This is a genomic window from Candidatus Moraniibacteriota bacterium, assembly GCA_016699795.1.
Taxonomy (GTDB): domain Bacteria; phylum Patescibacteriota; class Minisyncoccia; order Moranbacterales.
This window is the reverse complement of record CP065011.1, coordinates 501,439-519,477: the sequence shown is the minus strand read 5'-3', so window position 1 is coordinate 519,477 and position 18,039 is coordinate 501,439. Positions and strand designations below refer to the sequence as shown.

General features: G+C 33.7%; 16 protein-coding genes and 4 tRNA genes. 5 read left to right on the top strand and 15 right to left on the bottom strand.

Annotation, left to right across the window (positions count from 1 at the left end):
* Window positions 1-10: 10 nt before the first annotated feature.
* The 8 genes from IPN70_02570 to IPN70_02535 form a co-directional block, all read right to left on the bottom strand.
* Window positions 11-676 carry a hypothetical protein gene (locus tag IPN70_02570; protein QQS61777.1) on the bottom strand — a complete coding sequence of 222 codons (666 nt, stop codon included), beginning with the start codon at window positions 674-676 and terminating at the stop codon, window positions 11-13.
* 17 nt (window positions 677-693) lie between these two features.
* Window positions 694-1,317 carry a hypothetical protein gene (locus IPN70_02565; GenBank protein QQS61776.1) on the bottom strand — a complete coding sequence of 208 codons (624 nt, stop codon included), beginning with the start codon at window positions 1,315-1,317 and terminating at the stop codon, window positions 694-696.
* 5 nt (window positions 1,318-1,322) lie between these two features.
* Window positions 1,323-3,128, bottom strand: coding sequence for a DUF87 domain-containing protein (locus IPN70_02560; protein ID QQS61775.1), 1,806 nt, complete (start codon window positions 3,126-3,128; stop codon window positions 1,323-1,325).
* Between the two features lie 2 nt (window positions 3,129-3,130).
* A complete protein-coding gene (locus IPN70_02555) occupies window positions 3,131-3,838 on the bottom strand; it encodes a hypothetical protein (GenBank protein QQS61774.1) in 708 nt (235 codons plus the stop codon).
* Window positions 3,839-3,841: 3 nt separating this feature from the next.
* Window positions 3,842-4,321: a PrgI family protein gene (locus IPN70_02550; GenBank protein QQS61773.1), complete on the bottom strand. Its 480-nt coding sequence runs from the start codon at window positions 4,319-4,321 to the stop codon at window positions 3,842-3,844.
* Between the two features lie 85 nt (window positions 4,322-4,406).
* Window positions 4,407-5,501: a hypothetical protein gene (locus tag IPN70_02545; GenBank protein QQS61772.1), complete on the bottom strand. Its 1,095-nt coding sequence runs from the start codon at window positions 5,499-5,501 to the stop codon at window positions 4,407-4,409.
* A gap of 5 nt (window positions 5,502-5,506) precedes the next feature.
* Complete coding sequence (locus IPN70_02540) at window positions 5,507-7,717, bottom strand: hypothetical protein (GenBank protein ID QQS61771.1); 2,211 nt, start codon at window positions 7,715-7,717, stop codon at window positions 5,507-5,509.
* Window positions 7,718-7,929: 212 nt separating this feature from the next.
* Complete coding sequence (locus IPN70_02535; protein ID QQS61770.1) at window positions 7,930-9,081, bottom strand: LysM peptidoglycan-binding domain-containing protein; 1,152 nt, start codon at window positions 9,079-9,081, stop codon at window positions 7,930-7,932.
* Window positions 9,082-9,471: 390 nt separating this feature from the next.
* Here IPN70_02535 and IPN70_02530 point away from each other — a divergent pair, with 390 nt between their 5' ends.
* Window positions 9,472-10,557: a S1 RNA-binding domain-containing protein gene (locus IPN70_02530; protein QQS61845.1), complete on the top strand. Its 1,086-nt coding sequence runs from the start codon at window positions 9,472-9,474 to the stop codon at window positions 10,555-10,557.
* Between the two features lie 366 nt (window positions 10,558-10,923).
* On the top strand, window positions 10,924-11,505 hold the full coding sequence (locus IPN70_02525; GenBank protein ID QQS61769.1) for a 3D domain-containing protein: 582 nt from the start codon (window positions 10,924-10,926) through the stop codon (window positions 11,503-11,505).
* Window positions 11,506-11,668: 163 nt separating this feature from the next.
* Here the strand turns inward: IPN70_02525 and IPN70_02520 are convergent.
* The 7 genes from IPN70_02520 to IPN70_02490 form a co-directional block, all read right to left on the bottom strand.
* A tRNA-Leu gene (locus IPN70_02520) sits at window positions 11,669-11,754 on the bottom strand.
* A 13-nt stretch (window positions 11,755-11,767) separates the two neighbouring features.
* Window positions 11,768-11,839, bottom strand: a tRNA-Cys gene (locus IPN70_02515).
* Between the two features lie 62 nt (window positions 11,840-11,901).
* A complete protein-coding gene (locus IPN70_02510; protein QQS61768.1) occupies window positions 11,902-12,465 on the bottom strand; it encodes a uracil-DNA glycosylase in 564 nt (187 codons plus the stop codon).
* A gap of 7 nt (window positions 12,466-12,472) precedes the next feature.
* On the bottom strand, window positions 12,473-13,510 hold the full coding sequence (locus IPN70_02505; GenBank protein QQS61767.1) for a bifunctional oligoribonuclease/PAP phosphatase NrnA: 1,038 nt from the start codon (window positions 13,508-13,510) through the stop codon (window positions 12,473-12,475).
* On the bottom strand, window positions 13,494-13,844 hold the full coding sequence (rbfA, locus tag IPN70_02500; GenBank protein ID QQS61766.1) for a 30S ribosome-binding factor RbfA: 351 nt from the start codon (window positions 13,842-13,844) through the stop codon (window positions 13,494-13,496). Before rbfA ends, IPN70_02505 begins: the two co-directional genes overlap by 17 nt.
* Before the next feature lie 58 nt (window positions 13,845-13,902).
* Window positions 13,903-13,974 (bottom strand) — tRNA-Arg (locus tag IPN70_02495).
* A gap of 24 nt (window positions 13,975-13,998) precedes the next feature.
* Window positions 13,999-14,071: transfer RNA gene (locus IPN70_02490), tRNA-Ala, on the bottom strand.
* Window positions 14,072-14,497: 426 nt separating this feature from the next.
* Here IPN70_02490 and IPN70_02485 point away from each other — a divergent pair.
* The 3 genes from IPN70_02485 (at window position 14,498) to gyrA (ending at window position 17,988) form a co-directional block, all read left to right on the top strand.
* Window positions 14,498-15,151: an MBL fold metallo-hydrolase gene (locus IPN70_02485; protein QQS61765.1), complete on the top strand. Its 654-nt coding sequence runs from the start codon at window positions 14,498-14,500 to the stop codon at window positions 15,149-15,151.
* A 118-nt stretch (window positions 15,152-15,269) separates the two neighbouring features.
* Window positions 15,270-15,530 (top strand): hypothetical protein, encoded by a 261-nt coding sequence (locus IPN70_02480; GenBank protein QQS61764.1) that lies wholly within the window; start codon window positions 15,270-15,272, stop codon window positions 15,528-15,530.
* Between the two features lies 1 nt (window position 15,531).
* Window positions 15,532-17,988, top strand: coding sequence for a DNA gyrase subunit A (gene gyrA / locus IPN70_02475; GenBank protein ID QQS61763.1), 2,457 nt, complete (start codon window positions 15,532-15,534; stop codon window positions 17,986-17,988).
* Window positions 17,989-18,039: the final 51 nt, after the last annotated feature.

Genomic DNA, 18,039 nt, shown 5'->3' with positions numbered 1-18,039 from the left:
TTCAAATCTATTAAAGAGTATAGATGATTATCGAAATCAGTGAAATAAGTATACCAAAAAACCAAGAAAAAAGAAATGATAAAAAAAGAGATCCCGTTTTATAAATAAGTAATCCTGATGAGAGTGCAGAAGTTATATCTAAAAGAATTAACCAATTAAAAAAACCATTCTCAAAAAAAAGATCTTTCGTAAAATAGAGAAAGGAAATGAAAAGAAGCCATTGAAAGAGGATTGACCAATAGCCAAGAATTTTTTTTGTTCCAAGCTCGATAAAACCACGAAAGAATATTTCATAAAAAAGAGAAATACTTCCCAATAAAATGAAAAAATAGAGAAAAAATGGCCAAAAAGATGCTGTCAAAACAGAGGGTGGCATAAATTCTGTTTCTTTGTTAAAAAACCATAAAAATAAAGAGAAAAAGAATACCGCACCAAAGAGTATTCCAGAAAACCAAATGAGAGATGTTTTGGAAATATTCATTTTAAAACCGAAGTTTGTGAGTTTTTCTTTGAGAACAAAAAGAATAAATAATAAGGGAAAGAGGAAGAAAAACATAAAATAAATAAGAATTCCTTCAAAAATACCATTAGAAGTAAATCGGAAAGTAAAAAACATAGCAAGAACGGCTACGAAGATAATGAAGAGAAATCGAAATATTTCTTTTTTAATAATCATAAAAAGGTAATAATTAATTAAATAAACGAATCTTGTGCTTGTGCTAAACGTCTTCGATTTTGTAATCTTTGTTTTTTATCTTCTTCTAATAATTTTCTTTCAGCTTCTTCCGCTACACGTTTGTCTTTTTTGGCATCGCGATAAATAAGAAAAACACCCAAAGTTGTCCAAGGTAGAAAATTGAGAAAAGGAAGATAATCAAGTAAAAAAAGTAAAATTTTGAGTAATGCTCGTAAAAGTCTTTTACGCCACCACAAGCCATGTCCAAAAAGAAATACAAAAAGATACAATGTTATAGCAAAACTAGGAATAGCTGTTATAAGTTGCCCAAAGATAGGAATATTCCCAAGCATGTCAAGAGGCACGTCTTTTCCTAGAGCGAGAACAAAAGGAAGAAAAAAAACAGAAAAATCCCCATACTTAATAGCCTCTCTATGTTCTCTCGCTAATTTAACGACGTTGAGAAGATTTGATTTAGAAATTCCTTTAAAATCAGTAACAATCCTGGATCCTTTGCGTAAGGTTTTTTCACCTCTTTGCAAATTCTCATTTATTTTTTGAGAGCGCATCCTTTGATTGATTTGTAGATTTTGGAGTTGTTGCTGATATTCGAATTCTCTTTGGAAATTATCATTTTCCATAGAGTTTAGAGATTACTTTTTTCAAAATCAGATTTAGCCTGTTCAATTTCTAGAATTTGTTGAGGATTTGAGGTGATAATTTGATCTTCTGAGTAAGAAGCGACGACACGTATAGCAACATGTTTGAGGCCAGCAAAGAAAATTCCTTCCCCTACATTACTTTCAAGGAGGAGAAATTTTTCTTGATCTGTAAGATAAAAAGTATCTTGAATAACATCAATAGATGCAGGTGATTGACGAAGAAGAAATTGAATAGATGAGTTTGTGACAATAGGTTTTCCATAACGGGAGCTCATAAAATCAGCAATATCTTGTGTTATAGTAGTCAATCCTGTGTAGTATTTTCGACATCTTTTAGCAATACCAAAAACAAAAGAAGCTGCATCATCATTTTGCATCATAACCCAAGCTTCATCGATAACAAGAAGTCTTCGTTTGAGCTCATGACGCATTTCATTCCAGAGATGCTGTAAAACAACATACATAGCGATGGGGCGAAGTTCTTCTTCCAGATCTCGAATATTATACGTTGTGAGTATTCCATACGTTTCAACATTAGTATGTTGATTAAGAAATCCAGAAAAGATTCCCTCAGTATATTTTTCTAGACGTGCAGCGAGGGATTGAGCACCCTGTACATTAGAAAGAACATTCTGAACATCACTCATAGTGGGCATTTGTTCTCTTGTGAGTATAGAAAAATTAGAATGAGGAGTGATATCTCTTATGGCATAAGCTTCTCGTATCGAACGGTCGAGTAAAGAATCTTCTTCCGGAGTTATGGAACCAAGCATAAGATGAAGAAGTCCGATTATAGAGGCTACATGACTTCGGAAAATTCCTTCAGGATCATCTTTTCCGGGCTCAACCTTAGGAAGATCAAGAGGATTAATGTGATAGGAGGAGTTAAGTGAAATGGGCACATAGGTTCCTCCAACAGCCCCACAAAGATGTTGATATTCATTTTCTGGGTCAATAATATGAACAGTAGTTCCGAACATAAGAGATCGAAGAATCTCAAGTTTGACAGTATAACTTTTTCCAGCACCTGATTTTGCAAAAATAACCATATTCGCGTTCTCCATGTGAAAACGATCGAAGAGAACGAGGCTATTATTATGACGATTTATTCCATAAAGAATACCTTCATTAGAAGAAAGTTCTGAAGAGATAAAAGGAAAGGTTGTTGATACAGGAGAGGTGTTAAGATTATTTGCTAAATCAAGCTCATCATTAGCTAATGGTATGGTAGAAGAATATCCCTCATCCATTCGTAAAACTGCGGGTTTGGAATAGACCATCTGAGCTTCTAAAATAGATTCTATTTGATTCGTTATATCATTTAATTCTTGTGAGGATGATGCGTAAAGCGTAAGATACATACCAAATCGAAAAAATCTTTCAGTACCAGTTTGAAGATCATCTCGTAAACGCTCAACATTCTCTAAAGCTGCTTCTAGAATAGGATTACGAACTTTACCACCTTCCGCTTCTAGATGAATTTGAGAATAAATTCGAGCCGATTGTTTTTGAAGATCTTTGAGAACAATAGAAGAATCCATGGGATGCATAAACATGGCAATATCCATGGAAAAATCAATATTAATTATGGGAGAAAACCAACCGTTATTAAGATATTTCGGATAAGTCATAACAAAGAGTGTGCGAGAAAAGATACTCCCCATCTCCAAGAAAGATGAAGAAATTTTCATAGCAGCAGGAGCTATAAAACCTCGAACAGAAGACATTCCTTGTTGATAGAGCTCGTCTTCTTTCTGATAATCTTTTTTTTCTGTTGTAGTATTGTCCATGTTTATCGAGTTATTCTATTTTGAGTTTCCATACTTTCGATGTCATTAATAATATTCATACTAAAGAGAGATGGATTGTATGAATTATAAAGAAGTTCTACGGTTTCTTCTGTGGTTAGAAGCGCGAGTCGTAGCCCCATTCCAGAAAGACCAGCAACAACATGATCAACTCTTTGCAAGAGCTGGCTTTTGTAAGTTTCAAATTTTTCAAGTTTGTGTTTGATAACAAGATCTTGATTGAACATTTGAAAAAGTTCCGAAAAGATACCTTTTTTTGTTTTTTCAACAGGAAAAAACGGTACAACAACAAAGAAAGACTTTGTCATGATATTTTGAACTTCTGTGAGATTCTTAATAAAATTACGGTATTCATAAATTTGCATACGCATAAGCTCATCTGTTTGTTCAGCTTCACGAATTTTGAGCATTTCGAGATAAGGTGCGATATTTATTCTTCGAGAATGAATAGTGGACTGAAGAGGAAAGTCAAGAGAGTTAAGAAACTGCTGATAACGAAAAATAATAGCATCTTGTTCATCACTAGACTTGAGATCAAAATTAAGAGAAGAAACAGCTAAAATAGCTCGAAAAGAGCCATCTCTGAGTATTACAATGCCATCATGAATTTCCTGAACGTCTACATACTCTAAAGTACTAGGTCCTTGTTTTTTTGGAGAAAGATTTGGCTGATGTAGGTTTTCTGTTGACATAGGTTATTTTTCTTTTTTTGAGAATATTGAAAGTATATCACGTTTTGATTTCGGAGTCACCATTGAATCTGAAAAAGTTTTCTTTGTAGGATTATCAAGAACTTCTGAATAATCTTGTATTCGTTGTAATGTTTTTTTAGGATCTTCTTTTTTTGGAGCTATCGGAATGGCAATGTCCCCCCCGATGATCTTTGCAGCAGTGGGTGTTTGTTGCCAGGTATATGTTTTGGGTCGAAATAGAAATATCATAGCATGCCATACCATTTTAGAAAGGGGTTGACCCCATGGTTTATAGAAAGCAAATGCTGTAAAAATACTCACAACAAGTCCACCAAGAGGGATGAAAACAATAAGGGAAAAAGCTTTCCATAGAAGGAGAAGAAATACTCCCATAGCAATCATCCAATAAAGTTGCTTCCATGTGAGGGGTCCTGCAATCTTATCTTCAACTCCGATAAATTGTGGAACAGGAAATCGCATCATACTCTAATAATTTTTGTTTTGAAAAAAAGAATACCTTACTGTATTAGAGAGTAACACAAAAATAAGAAAAAATAAAATTTATCAATTATTCTTCTCCGGGGAATTTTTGACCAGAGGAAAAACTAATATTTTTAGTATTAAGAGAATCTTCCAGTGTTTTTTTTGAAAAAAAATTATCATTTTCTCCGCCAATACGCAATCCTTGAAAAGTTGATTGAGTATTTGATGCTATTGCAGTGTCTTGTTTTGAATAAGAAGGTTTTTCTTCCGAACGATACTCCAAATTATCTTTTTTTGTAGAAGAAGAATTTAGGGATAGCGTGCCTGAATTCATAGTTAAATCCTTTTTTTGATTCGAAGTTGTTTGTATGGAAGGAGAAGTTTTTTCTTTAGAAAAAGAACCTTGAGAGGAACTCATTATCTCATCCAGACGGATTTCTTGAGTAATTTGATTTATAGGAAGGGGTTTGTTTTCATCGAGAGATTTGAGGATTTCATGAATTAACTCACGTTCTCTCGGGGATAATCTTGTAGCATTTTGATTTTGAAAAAGAAAATTTCCCCTTTCAAAAGTTTCATGAGGTGAAGGTCCCATTTCTTGTTGATAAAGAGTAATCCAATTTTTTATGGAAGGACGAACAGGTTCTTGAGCACCTCGCATAACAATGTTTTGAGAGGTAATGAGTTGCTGACCTATTCGTGGGTACTTAATAAGAGCTTCTAAAAGAGTGAGTTTTGGAGATTGTGGTATGCTCTCTTTTGGGAGAGAATTTTCTTTACTTTCTTCCTTAGGTATTTCTTCTTGATAAAGAGTATCTTCAGGAAGCTCTATTTGAAAGAGTTTTACAATAAAATTCTCAAGAAACTTTTTTTGCTCCTCGGAAAAAGCAGAGAAACTTTTTTGTATAAGCAAAGGAATTTCATTTTCCTTAATATCATTAAGTCCAAAATCACGAATAATACGAGAAAGACTTGTTGTCTGATTTTCGGAAAAATTATATTTTTTTGAAATTTCTGCTATCCATTCGGTTGTTTTACTGTGAACAAGAACAAGACCCCTTTTTTCGGGGAGTTTTTTTTGGCGCATCCAATGGTCGATAAATGTTTTTGAAAAGCCTTGATTTTTTTCATTATCGAGAAGCATGGGATAAAAGAAAAAAGGATATTTTTGTTTTGGCATACAATTTAAGGGAGAAGAGTTGGACTTTGCAGATGGTTTAGATTTTCATTGCTCATATGTGTCATTACATCATTAAATCTTTGAGGATTGTTAAGCGTCATATTTGCAAAATTGTTTTGAACAGCCTGACTTCTATAGAACGCCTCATTTTGGCTTCCAAGAGATTTATTATCCATACTCCTGACTGTTGTATTGACGATTTGCTCTCTTGTGCGAGTACCAACATATGCTGGATCAAGTTCACTATCGATATAGAGATCTATTCTTCCCGCATCCCGTAAAGCATTTCTAAGACTTCGTGTTACTTCCTCAATTTCAGCATCAACTTCTGTTGCATCGAGATGGGGATTAATAGTTTGAATGCGGGCTCTGTCAGTTAGCGTATTTCTAAGAGCTATTGTTTGTTGTGTATTAAGATTTCTTAATGCTCCAGCATCCGCATTTTTTAAAATTTGGGAAGAGAGTCTAGTATTTCCTTGTATATTCGACAAACTTTGAACGAGAGCATCTGTATTTTTTACTTTAAGGTTCTCTCTTAGTTTGGAATCGAACGTGTTTCTAAGGGTATCAATTTCCGCCTGCGCGTCAGCATTTGAGAGACCTGGTTGATTTTCTTGGAGAGTATTTATATTTGTGAGGTTATTACTTAAGCCACGAATTTGATCTGGATTGATTTGCGACGCTAATTCTTTGGGAATTTTTTGTAAGATTAACTGTTGCGTATCCAAATCTCCTCTACTAGCTTGGAGCGCTCTCTGTATGTCTGGAATGTTCGTAAATCCTTTTTGAGCCATTCCTTGAGCAGCCGCGATTCGGGTTACTTTGTCGTTCGATTCAGCTAAATCATTGCGATAGTTGGACATGGTATAATTTTTCTCTTCATTTTCTTTCTTTTTTCTTTGTATTTGTTGTTGTTCGAGTCTTTCGTGGGCATTTCGAACAGTTGTTCCGCTAAGAGGTAATCTTCCTGTTACAAGGTTTCGAGCATCTTCTGCTTCTTGTTTTCTCGCGGCTACTTTATCATCCCAATAAACTTTTTTTACTGCTGATGGAACTGCTTTCGCTTGATTGTAGGCTGAATTGACTCGAGCAGCTCGATTATATCCTAAAAAACGTAATCCCCCATCTATCCCTTTAGTAAGCCCCCCTGTTACACGATCTCCCGCCCAGAGAATGGGTTTTACACCACCCCAACTTTTTCTGGAATAACTATCAACTTTACTCATAACTAAACTTGCCCCTACAGCACCAAGTTTTTGGGACCAAATTATACCTCCCCAAAGAATGACAACAGGAACAAAAGCAAATGCCCATTGAGCAAGAGCTGTTTCACCAGAAGTAGAAGCTGCATTTCCTGAAGCAAATCCTTCAATACTTGCGCTTTGGAATGCCTTGAGAATAAAAATACTGAGAGCGAGCATGAGCATCATAATGGGACCAAAAAATGCATTTTTCATTAAGGCAGTCCAATAATCATCAGCATAATTTTTGGTTGAAGGGAGAATTGCCGCTACGAAACCGAGAGGAGAAAAGATGACAAGTATAATAAGAACTACCAATCGAATGAGGAATAAAACAGAAAGAGCCATTAAAGTTATGAGAAAAATGAATGAAAAAAGAATAGCAGCTAAAAGATCTTTATATTGTTGATTTTCAAATTCTGCTGCAGGCTTGAAGAGATCCCCTAATCCAGACTCTCCCGCTAGAACAGCCATCCAATCAGCGCCCTCGCCAAAAACAACAGTGGCGATATGATACATGGGGATGTTTGCGGTATCGATAATAAATCTCGATATGGGATAGCTGAAATTTACTAAAAGAGCCATGATGATAAGAGTAAGAAGGATTTTTTTTACATGGAATTTTTCAATTTGAAATATAGTAGCGAAAGCACTAAAAAGAAGAACAAGAATAAATGCGATATTAAGGACATCACGAACAACAATCCATGAAGTCTTTATAGCTGGATTATTCATTATAGTTGAAAAGCTTTTAGCATCAACAACATAGCCAAATAAAACAGCCGCGACATTAATAAGAGAAGTTATTAACCAAAGAATACCGAGTAAAAGGCTAATAATAGGGCTGAAAACTTTATCTACAAGACTAGGCTCTCCTGGCGCAGCGTAAAGTATTGTAGGAAGAAAAATAACTAGTAAGAAAAGGAAGGTGGAAAAGAAAATGAAATAACTTTTTTTATTTTGTATTTGTTTCATAAGAAAATGAAAACATTCTTACACTAAAGTATCTTTTTATTATATTTTTATAATATCATGAAAACAAAAATTTGTGCATACCCTGGAAAGAAATAGAATATTCCCCCCTATTTTAAAAGAAAAAATACTAAAAAATGTAGGATTTATCATGCTATTTATTTTTCACAATACTGTATTTTAAAGAGTGTGATTCCTATTTTAAAAAAGAATTTCTAATAGATATACCCTTTAATACGTCGATCTTTGATACTAATATCTCGAGTATTAACAACTCCCCATCCTTTATAATTCATTTCTTTTACAGTAATAGAATCTTCCGATACTTTCGTTACTACAGCAACATGGCCATAATAAGTATTATCAGTAGTAACAACGATAGATCCTGTTTTTGGTTTACTTCCTGTTGCATATCCTGAGGCTTTGGCGTTATAAAGCCACGTTCCAGCATTTCCTCGCCAAGGAACGTGTTTTTGTTGAGCTACATACCACGTACAATAACCATAAGGAAAAGTGTTGGGTTTACCATGTCTGTTCTCAACATTTTTTCCGTTAGATCCAGTATACTGCCTCGGTGCAAAAAGATTTGTGTTTGGTGATACTTCTTCTTGTTCCAGTTCAGGAATATCCTTTTTTGCTCCCGGAATAATAATTTCATCACCTTCTTTTAATTGTCCATTTGCTGGAAGTTCATTAAAGGCTATGATTTGATCTTCACTAACTTCGTATTTATCCGCAAGACTTTTGAGAGTGTCTTCATTTTTAATACTATATTTTAGTCCAGAAACAGGAAGGATGAAGAGGGTGTCTCCTGGCATAATCTCATCAATATTTTCAATATTGTTTGCCCAGTAGAGTGTGTTGATGTTTATATTATGTTTTGAGGCTATCGAACTCGCCGTATCCCCTTCTTGTACTACATAAAGAGTCATACCACCGTCTATTTCAGGATCTTTTTCCATAGCATTAACAGTAGCTACAAAGGATTGTGCTGAAAAATAAGAAAAAGCAGATTGAGTTTTTGCATCAGGTGGAAGAATGGAGATTTCCTGTTTTTGTTCTAGTTGTGAAGTTGTTGTGTTGTTTGTTTGAATATAAGGCAAAGCAGCAATGGTATTTCTTGAAGTTTTCTCTTCAATAGTATTTGTCTTAAAAGAATGCGTAAAAACTTCTTTTTCTAATTGATCTTTCGTTTTATAACGAGTAGAAATATTATTAGTAGAAACAAGAAAAACACTCATTAAAACAACCGCTATAGCTGAATACTTACGAGTTTTTCGAGCTCTTTGTAATAAATGGAAGAGTCGGGATCTATGCCGACCATTAGATAAAAGATGACTATCTTTACTATTTGTGCAACTAACCATATCAAAATGAGTTGGTTGCTGTTGTTGTGTGTACGTACGAATACGTCACGTTCCTTCTGTATGGTTTCAGACTAGAGATCAGAAGTCATTACTTGAAGTAATGAGGGATGATCATTATCACGAAACCTTAAGAATTAAATATCGTACAAAATTATACGAGCTTCATTTTTTTTGTCAACCCCTTGAAGGAATAACCCCTTGCCAAAAGAAAAAAAATGCTGTACTTTATACCGGCTAGAGAAGTAGTCAAGTAAATAATTTATTAATGTTTTGTGGGATCTTGACCTCACATGTTTTGAATAAATACTTATGAGTATACCAAAATTTATCTTCCAAAAAAAAGTAAAGGAGAATGAAAGTTCTTCAGAAAGTGAGAATGTTTTCACAACTATGCTTGAAAATAATGGAATTCATGTTCCATTAGTGGGTGATATCGTAGAAGGACGTGTTATCGAAAAAGAATCAAGTGCTCTTTTGTTAGATTTAGGCGTTTTAGGTATTGGTATTGTTTATGGTGTTGAAATGCGTGACGGCATGGGAATTGTTAATGCTCTCAAAATAGGAGACCCTATAAAAGCAATGGTTGTAGATTTAGATAATGAAGATGGGTATATAGAACTTTCTGTTCGTCAGGCATCTTATGAACGAGCATGGGAAGATATTGAAGAGAAAGCAAAAGAAAAAGCATCTGTTCCAACAAGGATTCTTGATGCAAATAAAGGAGGTTTACTTGTTGAAGTAAATGGAGTTACAGGATTTTTACCAGTTTCTCAATTGTCAGGAGAACATTATCCTCGAGTTGATGATGGAGATAAAGCAAAAATTTTGGAAATGTTACGCAGATTAATTGGAAAAGAATTAATGATTCGTGTTATTGATTGGGATAGACAATCAGAAAAACTTATTGTAAGTGAAAAAGCTGCTCAGAGTGAGAAAGAAATGACTATGATCTCTAGTTTGAAGAAAGGAGATGTTGTTGAAGGTGAGGTGAGTGGTGTTGTTGATTTTGGAGCTTTTGTTAAATTTTATCCTTCCGAAGTAGATGAATCAAAGCAAATTGGAGATAGTAGACTAGAAGGATTGGTTCATATTTCAGAATTAGCTTGGCAATTAATCGATAATCCTCGAGAAATAGTAAAAGCGGGTGATAGGGTAAAAGCAAAGATTATTGGTATAGAAGAATCTAGAATCTCACTCTCACTTAAGGCTCTTAAAAAAGATCCTTGGGAAGATGTAGAGACTAAATATAAGGTTGGGGATGAAGTAGAAGGTAAAGTTGATAAGATAAATCCTTTTGGTGCTTTCGTTTATCTTGATCAAAATATTCACGGACTTGCTCATATTAGTGAATTTAAAGATGTATATCAGGGAAAGATGATGGAAGAAGTTCTTGTTTTAGGAAATACGTATCGTTGGAAAATTCTTTCTATAGAATCAAAAGATCATCGTATGGGACTAATGCTTCTTAAAAAGTAAATACCAGAGAAAAAGCTTTTATAGAATAAAAAATCCGTATAAAAACGGATTTTTTATTTTTTGGTTATAAAAAAGAGACGAAGACTTTTTAAAATATCAATGAAAGGAAAATAGTGTGTTTTGTTGAAGGAAAGTATCTTTTTTTGTGATGAAAAAATTCTTTTAAAAATATATTTTAAGAGAAAAAAAGGAGTAAGAAGGATAGATATAATAACGAACTATGATAATGAGGAAACATTTTTAAAGCAGAAAAATCATCACCGAAGTATTGACAAAATTATAAAAAAGTGTTAATGTAGTGAGTCAATTTTTTGACACGTTGTATTTTTTTATAGAATACAAAGTCTAATATTATAAAGTTATTTTATGACTTTATATTGTAATTCTGTTCTAAGAATGAAATATTTCTTTGGTTCTAGTTTATTTTTATTCTCATTGTTTCTTTTTACCCCTCTCTATGCAATAGCAGAAACAGAAAGCGGAGATTTGAGAGAAAAAGATTTGCTTTATTTTTATAATTTTGATCGAACGCAGAATCCAAATATGCCCGTATACGAAGGAATTATTCCTTATTCCGAAGAACAATTAGTTGATCTGGAATACGAAAGAAAAATGTCTCTTTGGAGAAAAAAACAAGAGAATCGTTGGAAAAATCTTTCGGAAGAAAATTTTGTTATAAATGCTAGCGCTTATACTGCATCAGCTGATGAATGTGGAAAATCGGATGGTATAACAGCGTCTGGTGTTAAGGTTGAGCCAAAAAGAACTTTAGCATGTCCCCCAGAATACCCTTTTGGAGTGAAAATCTCTATAGATGGAATGGGTATGTATACATGCGAAGATCGTGGTGGAGCAATAAAAGGAAATAAATTTGACATTTATATGGAAACAAAAAAAGAAGCGATTGCTTTTGGGAGAAGAAACCTTGAAGCAAAGGTTATTCGATAATAAATATTTTTTCGAAAATTAAGAGAAAATTAAAAAAGAGAGCAAATACCTCCTTAAAATTATTTTAAGGAGGTATTGTGTTTTTAACGAAAAAAGTTTTTTACAAGAATGAAAATAAATTCTTTTTGGTAATAAAATTTTTTCCTCCCATTTATACTATAAGTACCGCGGGCGAGACTCGAACTCGCATGAGGGTTTAAATCTCAAAGGATTTTAAGTCCTCCGTGTCTACCATTCCACCACCGCGGCTAAAATTTTTCTGAGGTCGCGCCCGGAATCGAACCGGGGTAGAGGGTTTTGCAGACCCTTGCCTAAACCGCTCGGCCACGCGACCTTTTCCCCACACTCTTATATAGATAGTGTATAGAAAGGAGTCGTTGTCGTCAATGAATAAAGCTAGGAAAGGAATTCTCGAAGTTTCTGAAAATCTTCGAAGAGTACTTTTTTTAATTTTTTGTTATAAATAGTCGCAGCTGGATGATACAGTGGAATTATGGTGATAGCTTTTATTTCTTTAGAAAAAGAAATAGTGTGATTTTTTCCATGACATTCTGAAATATTTTTATCATTTCCAAGAAATATTTTAAGAGAATGTCTTCCAAGAGTAACGATAACTTTTGGCTGTATTAATGATATTTGCTTTAATAGCCATGGTTTACATAAAATAATCTCCGAAGGAGAAGGATCTCTATTTTTTGGAGGGCGACATTTAACAATATTAGCAATAAAGATTTCAGAACGACTTATGGATATGGAATCAAGGAGTTCATTGAGTATTTTTCCAGACGTTCCCACAAAAGGCTCCCCTGTTTCATCTTCTTTTTTTCCAGGAGCCTCCCCTACAAAAAGGATATGAGCTTTTTTATTCCCTGATCCTGGAACTTTTCTTTTTGCTGTTGTTGCTAAAGAACATTTATAGCATTTAACAATACGACCTTCTAATTTTTCAAAAGTTTCCATAAAGCAATTAGAGGATTATCCAATCATTTTTTCTTTGAATAAGATGGCCTTTGAGCGTAAATCCGCTAGCAAGCGCATGTCCTCCCCCGCCTAATTTATGGGCGAGTTGAGAAAGGTCGATAGGATTGTTATGAGTAGGCTCTGCTCGAAGACTTCCTTTTACAGTATAGGCATCGTATTGAGTTAATACAAGAGAAAAATGAATACCAGGAACGGTAGCAAGCATATTGGCAACTTGAGAAATTTCTTCTGAATGAGCATGGCAATCAGTTATTTCTTTTTGCGTTATTCCTGTAATAATAACTCCAATTTCTTTGTTTATTTTAGCATTTTCTAGAGCTTTTCCCCATAATTGGAGTGTGCTTAGTTTTTTGTTTGCAAAAATACCAGACGAAATTTTTTTTAGATGAGCTCCTTTATTTAAAAGAAGTGATGTTATTTTAAGAACTTGTTTTGTTGTGTTTGTGTGTTGAAAATTTCCCGTATCCCCCAATATTCCTGAAAGTAAGGACGTTGCCATAAGAGAAGAAATTTCTATATTTTGAGAATAAAAAAATTTTGTTAATAATTCACAAGCAGAAGAGGCGGATTGATCTAAAATCATTACATCAGCACGTGTTGTGATATCGGGGTGATGATCGATAATAACAGTTATTTGTTTCGTTATGTCTATCTGGGGATAAATAATAGTTGAGAATCCCCTATCAACCGAATCACAGGCTATAATGACATCATAGGAATGAAGAGAGAGATTTTCTGGATTTTCTAGATAAATAGAAGGATAGAGATGTGATATTTCCGAAGGTAATTCTTGGGTACAAGTAATGGTTACTTTTTTATTATTCTGTTTGAGAAATCTATAAAGAGCTACATTTGAGCCTAAAGTGTCAAAGTCAGGATAAGAGTGTGCAACAAGAAGAAAATTTTTAGAATTTTTTAAAATGTGATAGAACGTGTGGAATTCTTTATGAAATTTCTTTTTTTGTTGTTCTAGAGAAGGCTTTATCCTCGAGGGTGTTTTCAGTAAGTCAGGACTGTTGTTCATCGTGGATACGTTTTAGCAAATATTCAATATGATCGGCCTTTTGTTCTGTCTTATTATAAATAAAGTCAATTTTCGGAACTATTCTCATGCAGAGTTTAGAAAATAATTTTTTTTCAATTTTATCTTTTTGTTTACTTAAGCGTTTTAAGAAAGAAGGGGCTCTTTTTTCTGGATATATACTAAGATGCACCTTTGAATGTTTTAAATCTGGTGAAGTATCTACTTTGATAATAGTACAGAAAATCTCTGAATCTAAGGAAAAATCACGTTTTAATATGTCTGAAACTTCTCGATTTATAACTTCGTTTATTTTTTCAATTCGTCGTAAACTCATAAAGGTTAAAAGGTTTTATTCTAAAAAATAACGTGTAAAGATGAATTATTATTGAGAGTGCCCTCGGTAGGAATCGAACCTACATTAGCACGTTAGGAGTGTGCTGTTCTATCCATTGAACTACAAGGGCTTTTTGTTGGATTTTGGTGTGGTGTGGAGATAGAGGGACTCGAACCCTCGACCTCTTCCATGCCATGGAAGCGCTCTACCAGCTAAGCTATATCCCCTTTCTCATAGATATATACTATGGAATATAAAACAAAAAGTCAATTTAATAATTGACAAATTAAAGATAATGTGTTTATAAAGTATCCAAAAAACACAAAGGAGTTCCACATAGAACAATGCAATATAAATAATTTAAATACAAAACAATGTTCCACATAGAACAATGCAATATAAATAATTTAAATACAAAACAATGTTCCACATAGAACAATGCAATATAAATAATTTAAATACAAAACAATGTTCCACATAGAACAATGCAATATAAATAATTTAAATACAAAACAATGTTCCACATAGAACAATACAATATAAGTATTGACAAAAGAAAGAATTTATTGTGAAAGAGATATTTTTGTAAGTTGCTTTAAATTGTGAGATGTGCTAACTTTTTTATACTTTAAAAGTAAATTAAGGACTTTTTTATGATTATTCAGTATTTTGGCGGTACAAGTTTTAAAATTCAAACTCGACCTGAGGGTCGATTAGCTGAAGAACTTACCTTTTTTATTGATCCTGATGAAAAAACAGCGGGTTTGAAAGGTTTATATACAGAGGCAGATATTATATTTCTAACTTCATCAAAAAAGAAATCTTCCTTATCTAAAATAAAAGGAAAGCCAATGTCTATCCATTTACCAGGAGAATATTCACATCACAGAGTTAATATTATAGGATATGATTGTGAAAATAGAGATGGTGTTTGCATGGGGGATAAAATAGGATATTTTATAGAAGTTGAGGATATAAAAATTGTTCATTTAGGAACCTGTGGTAATGTTCCTAAAGAGGTGTATGCACAAGTGAATAATTGTGATATTTTAATGATTCCCATAGGAGGATTAGAAGCTATGGATGTTAAGAGAGCAACGGATTTTATACGCTCCATAGAGCCAAAAATAATAATTCCTATGTATTATGGAATACCACAATCATACGGAGAAGAGAATACAAAAGATGCTTTTTATTCTGAGATGGCAATCAAAGATTGTGAAGTTCTTCCTAAATTAACAATAAAATCGAGAGATCTTGTTAATAGAAATATGGATATTGTTGAATTATTACCACAAATTCTGTAAAATTTTATTTTTTTGAGAATGAATTTCTATGTTTTTTATTACAAAACATATTCAAAATATTAAAGAAAAACCTGAATATATAAGAAAAAGATATGTTCTCGCCTATGTCTCTGTGAGTATGTTTTTTATTGTTGTTATTTGGCTTGTTTCTACAAGTCAAAAAATGCAAATTATTTTTCAATTAAAAAACTTGGAAAATATTTTGCCTCAAAAAGAATTAATGGAAGGAGGTAAGGAAATATATAAAGAAACAGAGGAATTGAAATATAACACCTTACAGCAGTTAGAAACTCAATATGATGATAAAAACGTAAAATCAGAAGATGAACAACAAAATTTAAATATTTCAAATACTGATCAAATAAGAGAGAAAAACTAGTATGAAAGAAGAAACGGAAAAATCTTTATTTTCTGAAAATATTAAAGATAAGTCTATTGTTGATGAAATTCAACAATCATACCTTGATTATGCTATGAGTGTGATTGTTTCTCGAGCATTGCCAGATGTTCGAGATGGTCTTAAGCCAGTACACAGAAGAATTCTTTATTCACTGTGGACTTCGGGTTTAAAATCAAGTGCAAAATTTAGAAAATCAGCCACAGTAGTTGGAGATGTTCTTGGAAAATATCACCCACACGGAGATACTGCTGTATACGATTCAATGGTTCGAATGGCGCAAGATTTTTCTTTGAGGTACCCATTAATTTGGGGTCAAGGTAACTTTGGATCAATGGATGGGGATAGCGCTGCTGCTTATCGTTATACTGAAGCAAAATTGCAGAAGATAGCAGAAGAAATGCTTTTTGATATTGAAAAAGAAACTGTTAACTTTGTTCCAAATTTCGATGGTGTTCATAAAGAACCTTCAGTTCTTCCTTCTAAATTACCACAACTTCTTCTTAATGGGAGTGTTGGAATAGCTGTGGGTATGGCTACGAATATACCTCCTCATAATTTAGGAGAACTTGTGGATGCTCTTGTATATCTTGTGGATAATGCTGATGCAGGAGTTGATGATCTTATGGAATTTATAAAAGGACCAGATTTTCCTACAGGAGGAATTATTTTTGGGCGAGAAGATATTCGAGAGGCTTATGGCACGGGTAGGGGAAAGATTGCAATGCGAGGTAAAGCTGAAATTGTGGAGGTTCGTGATGGAGTATTTCATATTATTATTTCTGAAATGACCTATGCCACAAATAAAGCTGATTTTTTACAGAAAATTGCTAATCTAGTTCATGAGGGAAAAATGACAGGAATTAAGGATCTTCGAGATGAATCTGATAGGGACGGAGTTCGTGTTGTTGTAGAGTTAAAGAAAGACGCTTATCCCAAGAAAGTCTTAAATAGATTGTATGCAATGACAGATCTGCAAAAGAATTTTAATGTAAATATGCTGGCTTTGGTTGATGGAATAGAACCAAAAGTACTTAATCTGAAAACAGTCTTAGAGGCGCATTTAAAACACAGAGAAGAAGTTGTTCTTAGAAGGACAAAGTTTGATCTTCAAAAAGCGAAAGATCGAGCACATATTTTGGAGGGATTAAAAAAGGCACTTGATCATATAAATAAGATTATAGAGACTATAAAAAAGTCGCCCTCAAAAGAAGAGGCTCATGTAAATCTTGTTAATTCTTTTCAATTTTCAGATAAACAGGCTTCAGCAATTTTGGAAATGCGTTTGCAGACATTGGCTGGTTTGGAACGAAAAAAGATTGAAGATGAATTAGAAGAAAAGAAAATTTTAATGAAAGAACTCCAGAGTATTCTTGATTCACGAGAGACTCTTATGGGTATTGTAAAAGATGAATATCGTGAAATAAAAAAGACTTATGGGGATGCTCGAAAAACTAAAGTAGTATCGCAAGGTGTTGGAGATATTAATCAAGAAGATCTCATACCTAACCAAGAGGTTATAATAGCTTTATCAAGGGATGGCTATGTGAAAAGAATGGATCCTTCAACCTATCGTGTTCAACATAGAGGAGGTAAGGGAGTTATTGGTGCTGCAACTAAAGAAAATGATCTTATTCGTAGAGTGTTAACGGTGATGATGCATGATGATTTATTTTTCTTTACAAATTTTGGTAAGGTATTTCAATTAAAAGCCTATGAATTACCAGAATCATCTAGAGTTTCTAAGGGGCAATCAATGGTTAATTTTCTACAGTTATCGCCAAGTGAATATATAACTGAATTCGTTGCTTTTGGAAAAGACCATGCTTATAAATATTTAGTTATGGCCACAGCTCAGGGTGTTATAAAGAAAACAGCTATATTGGATTTGATGAAGGTTCGAAGAAGTGGTCTTATTGCGATTCGCTTGGATGAAAAAGATACTTTGGGTTGGGTAAAACCAACATTTGGAAATAATGAAATAGTCTTAACAACGGCCAAAGGACAAGCTATTCGATTTTTCGAAGAGGATGTGCGGTCTATGGGAAGAACGGCTGCTGGTGTTCGCGGAATAAGATTGCATCATGGCGATGAGGTTGTGGGCATGGACGTTATCCAAGATCTAGATAAACATCCTGAACTTCTTATTATTACAAAAGAAGGCTATGGAAAAAGAAGTAAATTCTCTCAATATAAAATCCAAAAAAGAGGTGGGGGAGGTATTCGAACTGCTAATATAACACCAAAAACAGGTAATTTAGTTTGGGCTAGCGTTGTTTATAAAGAAGATCTTGAAGAAGATTTGATTATCATAACGAAGAAAGGACAAATAATTCGAATTGCTCTCAAAACTATTCCTCTTTTGGGTAGATCTACACAGGGAGTTCGTATTATGCGTCCAAAAGCAGGGGATGAATTAAGTGCAGCAACGACAGTATAAAATTAAAAAGTATATTTCAAAGAAGACTTGTCAAAAATTGGAATATATGAG

Coding starts and splice junctions, on each gene's coding strand:
- IPN70_02570 (QQS61777.1), bottom strand. CDS start 676: ATGATTATTAAAAAAGAAATATTTCGATTTCTCTTCATTATCTTCGTA.
- IPN70_02565 (QQS61776.1), bottom strand. CDS start 1,317: ATGGAAAATGATAATTTCCAAAGAGAATTCGAATATCAGCAACAACTC.
- IPN70_02560 (QQS61775.1), bottom strand. CDS start 3,128: ATGGACAATACTACAACAGAAAAAAAAGATTATCAGAAAGAAGACGAG.
- IPN70_02555 (QQS61774.1), bottom strand. CDS start 3,838: ATGTCAACAGAAAACCTACATCAGCCAAATCTTTCTCCAAAAAAACAA.
- IPN70_02550 (QQS61773.1), bottom strand. CDS start 4,321: ATGATGCGATTTCCTGTTCCACAATTTATCGGAGTTGAAGATAAGATT.
- IPN70_02545 (QQS61772.1), bottom strand. CDS start 5,501: ATGCCAAAACAAAAATATCCTTTTTTCTTTTATCCCATGCTTCTCGAT.
- IPN70_02540 (QQS61771.1), bottom strand. CDS start 7,717: ATGAAACAAATACAAAATAAAAAAAGTTATTTCATTTTCTTTTCCACC.
- IPN70_02535 (QQS61770.1), bottom strand. CDS start 9,081: ATGGTTAGTTGCACAAATAGTAAAGATAGTCATCTTTTATCTAATGGT.
- IPN70_02530 (QQS61845.1), top strand. CDS start 9,472: ATGCTTGAAAATAATGGAATTCATGTTCCATTAGTGGGTGATATCGTA.
- IPN70_02525 (QQS61769.1), top strand. CDS start 10,924: ATGACTTTATATTGTAATTCTGTTCTAAGAATGAAATATTTCTTTGGT.
- IPN70_02510 (QQS61768.1), bottom strand. CDS start 12,465: ATGGAAACTTTTGAAAAATTAGAAGGTCGTATTGTTAAATGCTATAAA.
- IPN70_02505 (QQS61767.1), bottom strand. CDS start 13,510: ATGAACAACAGTCCTGACTTACTGAAAACACCCTCGAGGATAAAGCCT.
- rbfA (QQS61766.1), bottom strand. CDS start 13,844: ATGAGTTTACGACGAATTGAAAAAATAAACGAAGTTATAAATCGAGAA.
- IPN70_02485 (QQS61765.1), top strand. CDS start 14,498: ATGATTATTCAGTATTTTGGCGGTACAAGTTTTAAAATTCAAACTCGA.
- IPN70_02480 (QQS61764.1), top strand. CDS start 15,270: ATGTTTTTTATTGTTGTTATTTGGCTTGTTTCTACAAGTCAAAAAATG.
- gyrA (QQS61763.1), top strand. CDS start 15,532: ATGAAAGAAGAAACGGAAAAATCTTTATTTTCTGAAAATATTAAAGAT.